Source organism: Mesorhizobium sp. M1E.F.Ca.ET.041.01.1.1 (assembly GCF_003997355.1).
Lineage (GTDB): Bacteria > Pseudomonadota > Alphaproteobacteria > Rhizobiales > Rhizobiaceae > Mesorhizobium.
On record NZ_RZSL01000477.1, the window covers coordinates 1 to 4,879 of the forward strand.

Below are 4,879 nucleotides of genomic sequence, written 5' to 3' on the forward strand. Positions count from 1 at the left end.
CCTTTTCCCTGCCCGCCAAGCCGAGCCTCAAAACAAACGAAACCGGCGCGGCGATTTTTCCGCCTCGTCATCCGGCGCGACGCCCGGATCGTCCGGCAGGCGCGGCGGCTCCGATGCCTGCTCGACGGCCTCGCCATCGCCCGACGCGGCCGCGGTTTCCTTCTCCATGCCGTTCGGCGCTTCAGCGGCCGGCTTCGCCGCCGAAGCATCCGAGACGATGTCGATCGTTTTCTCGGCCGGTACGGCTGGCGCGGCGGAAAGGGCCGGCACCGCCACGTCCGCGTCGCTCTCGATCAACTGCCCGAGCCGCTCCATCGGCGCGCGCCAGATGAAGGCGTCCAACTTGCCGGTGACCGGCGACACCGGCGCCCAGCGCTCGGAGACGACGCCGTCGGCGACCCAGGCCGGATCGCGCGGCGCGCGCACGGCCTTCGAAAGCAGTTGCCGCACCTTCCCCTGGTCGCCGGTTTCGGCCTCCTCGATGTCGGCCAGAAGCAGATAGGCGCCCTCGCGGCGATCCATGCGGATAGCGGCCTCCGCCTCGCGCCGCGCGGTGGCGAAATCCTGCGCGTCGAGCGCGGCGCGCGCCACGGCCATCGACGATTCGGCGTGGTTCTTCTTCATCTCCTGCAGCTTCTTCGCCCGGTTGAGGCGGTCGAGCACGGCATCGCCCGGCCTTGCATGGGTGTAGAGCTCGGCGATGTCCGGATGCGGCTCGGCCCGCCAGGCCGTCTCCAGGATCTTGGAGCCTTTGCGCACGTCGTTTTGCCGGATCAGCAGATTGGCGGCGATGACTGCCGCCGGCGCGAAATCGGGCGCCAGCTTGTTGGCTTCGACGGCGGCAGTTCGGGCGGTATTCGGATCGCTGTCGACCAGCGCCTGCGCCTTGGCGGTGAGCAGCACCGCGCGACGCCGGTTGGCGGCGTCGCGCTCGATCTGCCTCGTCGACTTCTGCGATTCGACGAGCTTCAGCGCGCCATCCCAGTCGCCGCGCTCGGTCAGCTCCTCGAGTGTCGATTCCGCCGCCCAGGCGAGCTGCGGCGCCACCGCCGCCGCGCGGCCGGCATAGTGGCGCGCGGCATTGCGGTCGCCCAGCCGCTCGGCTTCGAGATAGAGCCCGCGCAGCCCGAGCAGCCGCATTTCCGGGTCGTCGAGCATGCGCTCGAACTTTTCCCGTGCGCCCTCATGGTCGCCTTCGAGCAGCGAGGCTTGTGCGTCGAGCAGGTTGATTAGCGGCTCCTGGTCGGAGCTGATCAGCTTCGCCGCTTCCTTGGTCTTCTTGCGCGCCAGCGCGCCGTCGCCGGCGCCGGCCGCGATCATGCCGGTCGACAGCGCCTGGTAGCCGCGGTCGCGGCGGCGCACCCGGAAATAGCGCGAGATCGTGTAGGGGCTGTTCCACAGCGACTTGACCAGCCACCAGAAAATCATCACCGCGGCGACCACGGCGACGATCGCCACCGCCGCCACCATCAGCGAGACCTGGTACTGGTAGCCGTTGAAAGTGACGAGCATCTCGCCCGGACGGTCGGCCAGCCAGGCAAAGCCCAACCCTAGCGCGAAGACGACGGCGAGGAAGATGAGGATGCGGATCATCGGACGGTCCTCACGCCTTCGTCGCGCCGGCGATCAGCGCATCGATCTGCTTTTCGACCTCGAGCCGCGCCTTCAGTTTGCCGGCAAAATCGGCGCCCGCCGACTTTGCCGCATCGGGCAGCGTATCGTATTCGCTGAGTGCCTTGGCATAGTCGCCCTGATTGACCGCCACCTCCAGGCGCGCCACGGTCTCCGGCGCGCCCTTGCCTTCGACCGTGCCGACCGGCCGCACCTTGACCAGCGACTCGGCGCTCGACACCAGGCTCTGGAAGAAGCCGGCATTCTGGTCGACAGGCGTTGCCGCCTCGACCATGGCGTTGGCGGCGGCCTCGACCTCCGAAGCGATCGTGGCGCGGGTCGGTACGCCCTTTTCGGCATAGGACCGCAGCACCGTGATCTCCGGCGCGTCCGGCGCGATCGCGGCGAAGGTGTCGAGCTCGGTCGCGAATGGCGCGCCGCGGTCGAGCGCCGCCTTCAGCGCCGAAGCGGCAATCGCCAGCGCGATCTTCGGCTGCGAGGCCTGCGCCTCGACCTTGCCGGAGAGCTGCGACACCGACTGTTCCAGCGCCGCGATCCGGCCGTCCTCGGCCTTTGCCGCGTCGCCGGCCGATTTCACCAGCGCGTCGAGCCCGGCGAGTTTTTCGTTGAGCGGGCCAAGATCAACCGGTGCCGCGCTGCCGGCTTTCTGCAGGTCGGCGACAGCCGTCTCGACCTGTCCGACCTTGTCGTTGAGCGCCTTGAGCGCCGTGCCGTCGCCGCTCTGCCCGGCCGAGGATTTCAGCGCCGCGACATCCGACTTCACCTGATCGAGCGCCGAGGACAGGCCGTCGATCTTGGCCGAAGCACCGGTATCGCCCGATTCCTTGAGCGCCGCGATTTCACCCTTGAGCGAGGCGATCTCGCCATTGACGCCGTCGAGCGCCGCTCCGCCCGAGGCAGGCGAGCCGAGCAGACCGACCGCCTGCAGCAGGCCGGCGCCGGCAAGCGCGACCACGCCGCCGATGAGGCCGGCCGCAATCATGTTGACGCCAGAGCGCCTGGCGGCCGGCGAGCCGTGACCGTCGTCCCGGGTCTCGCTTGGTTTCGCCGCAGAGCCGGCGGAACTGGTCTTGGCCGCCGACGCATCCTCGAAATTGTAGCCGAAGTTATTCGGCTCGCTTTTCGGAGCCTCTTCGCCGCCCGGATAGGGCGCTTCCGCCTCATCCTTGGTCTTGGCCTCGGGTCCATCGACCCCGGCCTGCGCCGCATCGGCGTGTTCCCACGGTTCGATGTCGGCCTGCTCCGCATGGATCGGTTCCTCCGGAGCTTCCGGCTGCGAAGCGGCGGCCGCTTCCTCCGCCTTCGCCTCGTCGGTCTGTTCCGGATTGGCCTCGGCCTTGGCGGCATCCTCCTCGGTGATTCGCGAGACGGCGCCGGGCTCGAGCTCGATGGTCACCGGCTCGCGGTGGCTCTTCGAATGTCGCACCTTAGGCGTCTTGACCATGCTTGGGCTCCGCAAATTGGCTTGAGGATGGTTCGAAGGGTCTAGGGGATGCTCTAGCACATCACCAAGCGGTGAAAAGGGGCGGTGTGATGACGCGGCTCAGCGCGGCAGCGACAAAAGCGCCAGCAGCGCGTCTTCGTCGGGTTGGGACGCAATCCGAACCTTTTGCCCGGCGCCGCCGTCCAATGCATCGGCGACGCGCGCGGACAGCGCCAGCAGCTCCGCCCTTTCGAACAGGCCGCGCAAGGTGGCCCGGCGGATCAGTGGGTTCAGCGCCTCGGCAGCCTTGGCGGAATAGAGCAGCACCGCGTCGACGGGCTTATTCGAAAGATGCGCCACGACCTCCGCATCGTCGCGGTTCAGCCGAACGGTGTCGTATGTCTCGATCGCGTCAACCCGCACGCCGGCCGCAGCGAGCCGCTCCTCGAAGATCCGAAAGCGCACGCGGCCGCAAAGATAGACGATTTCTTGGCCTGCGAGATCACTATTGATCGCATCGGCCAACGCTCCTGCATCGCCCGGGCCTTCAGCGACAGAGAGAAAACCGGCCGCGCGGCAGGCCTCGGCCGTCCTTTTCCCGACCGCATGGCAGGGCAAGGCGGCAAGCGCCGCGACAAGTTCCCTGGGCGCATGACGAACCGCATTGGCGCTGGTGACGGCGACCGCGGCGGCAGTGGGGAAGAAACTTGCCTCGACCGGCAGCGCCGCCGTCTCGGTCAGCGGCAGCACAATGGGTTGAAATCCCTGGGCTTCGAGCCGCCGCGCCGTGCGGGAAGCGCCCGGTTCCGGCCTCGTCACCAGGACGCGGGCCATATCAGGCCCAGCCTTCGAAGAATTTGGCGCCGGCCTTGGCCCGCACGCTCCGAGCGGCCTCCGCGCCGATTGCCGCCGCATCCTGGGCCGAGCCGTCCAATTTGACCTCGTGCGACTCGGTCCCGTCCGGCGAGATGATCAGCCCGGCAAAGGACAGTTTTTCGCCCGATATCGTCGCATGGCCGGCGATCGGCGTGCGGCAGGAGCCGTCGAGCGCGGCGAGAAACGCGCGCTCGCAGGCAAGCGCCTGCCCGGTCGGCACATCGCGGATGACCGCCAGCATTTTTTCCACCGGGCCGTCGCCGATGCGGCTTTCGATACCGATCGCGCCCTGCCCCGGCGCCGGCGGGAATAAATCCAACGGCATCAGGTCGGTGATGACGCTCTCGAGTCCAAGCCGCTTCAGCCCGGCATAGGCGAGGATGGTGCCGTCGGCGACGCCTTCTTCCAGCTTGCGCAGCCGGGTCTGCACATTGCCGCGGAACATCACCACCTCGAGATCCGGCCGCATCCGGCGGATCAGCGCCTGGCGCCTGAGCGACGACGACCCGACCCTGGCGCCTTGCGGCAGATCGGTGATCCGCTTCGCCGTCTTGCCGATGAAGGCGTCGCGCGCATCCTCGCGCGGCAGGAAGGCGGAGAGCTCCAGCCCGTCGGGAAGCACGGTCGGCATGTCCTTCGACGAATGCACCGCGATGTCGATGCGACGATCTAGCAGCGCTTCCTCGATTTCCTTGGTGAACAGGCCTTTGCCGCCGGCTTCCGATAGCGGCCGGTCCTGGATGCGGTCGCCGCTGGTCGAGATGACGACCACCTCGAACGCCTGTTCGGGAAGGTCGTGCGCCTTCATCAGCCGCGACCGCGTCTCATGCGCCTGGGCCAGCGCCAGCGGGCTGCCGCGTGTTCCGATTTTCAAGGTTGTTTGCATGGCGCGCGGTCCGTGATAACCCCCGGCAGGCAAAGCCTGACCGGCCTTGTCCTATATAGGAA

4 protein-coding genes are annotated in these 4,879 nt (G+C 68.0%); all 4 read right to left on the bottom strand.

Features of this window, described 5'->3' with window-relative positions; all coding sequences use genetic code 11:
• Nucleotides 1-27: 27 nt before the first annotated feature.
• The 4 genes from EOA38_RS28195 to hemC all read right to left on the bottom strand — a co-directional run bounded on the left by EOA38_RS28195 (nucleotide 28) and on the right by hemC (nucleotide 4,817).
• Complete coding sequence (locus EOA38_RS28195) at nucleotides 28-1,593, bottom strand: heme biosynthesis protein HemY (RefSeq protein WP_127300766.1); 1,566 nt, start codon at nucleotides 1,591-1,593, stop codon at nucleotides 28-30.
• A gap of 10 nt (nucleotides 1,594-1,603) precedes the next feature.
• Nucleotides 1,604-3,076, bottom strand: a complete 1,473-nt coding sequence (locus EOA38_RS28200) for a COG4223 family protein (protein ID WP_127300767.1) — start codon at nucleotides 3,074-3,076, stop codon at nucleotides 1,604-1,606.
• Between the two features lie 99 nt (nucleotides 3,077-3,175).
• Nucleotides 3,176-3,889 (bottom strand): uroporphyrinogen-III synthase, encoded by a 714-nt coding sequence (locus EOA38_RS28205; RefSeq protein WP_126091239.1) that lies wholly within the window; start codon nucleotides 3,887-3,889, stop codon nucleotides 3,176-3,178.
• A 1-nt stretch (nucleotide 3,890) separates the two neighbouring features.
• On the bottom strand, nucleotides 3,891-4,817 hold the full coding sequence (gene hemC / locus EOA38_RS28210) for a hydroxymethylbilane synthase (protein WP_127300768.1): 927 nt from the start codon (nucleotides 4,815-4,817) through the stop codon (nucleotides 3,891-3,893).
• Between the last annotated feature and the right edge of the window lie 62 nt (nucleotides 4,818-4,879).

Excerpts from the sequence above, each read along its gene's own strand:
- EOA38_RS28205 (WP_126091239.1), bottom strand. The coding sequence starts at position 3,889 with ATGGCCCGCGTCCTGGTGACGAGGCCGGAACCGGGCGCTTCCCGCACG.
- hemC (WP_127300768.1), bottom strand. The coding sequence starts at position 4,817 with ATGCAAACAACCTTGAAAATCGGAACACGCGGCAGCCCGCTGGCGCTG.
- EOA38_RS28200 (WP_127300767.1), bottom strand. The coding sequence starts at position 3,076 with ATGGTCAAGACGCCTAAGGTGCGACATTCGAAGAGCCACCGCGAGCCG.
- EOA38_RS28195 (WP_127300766.1), bottom strand. The coding sequence starts at position 1,593 with ATGATCCGCATCCTCATCTTCCTCGCCGTCGTCTTCGCGCTAGGGTTG.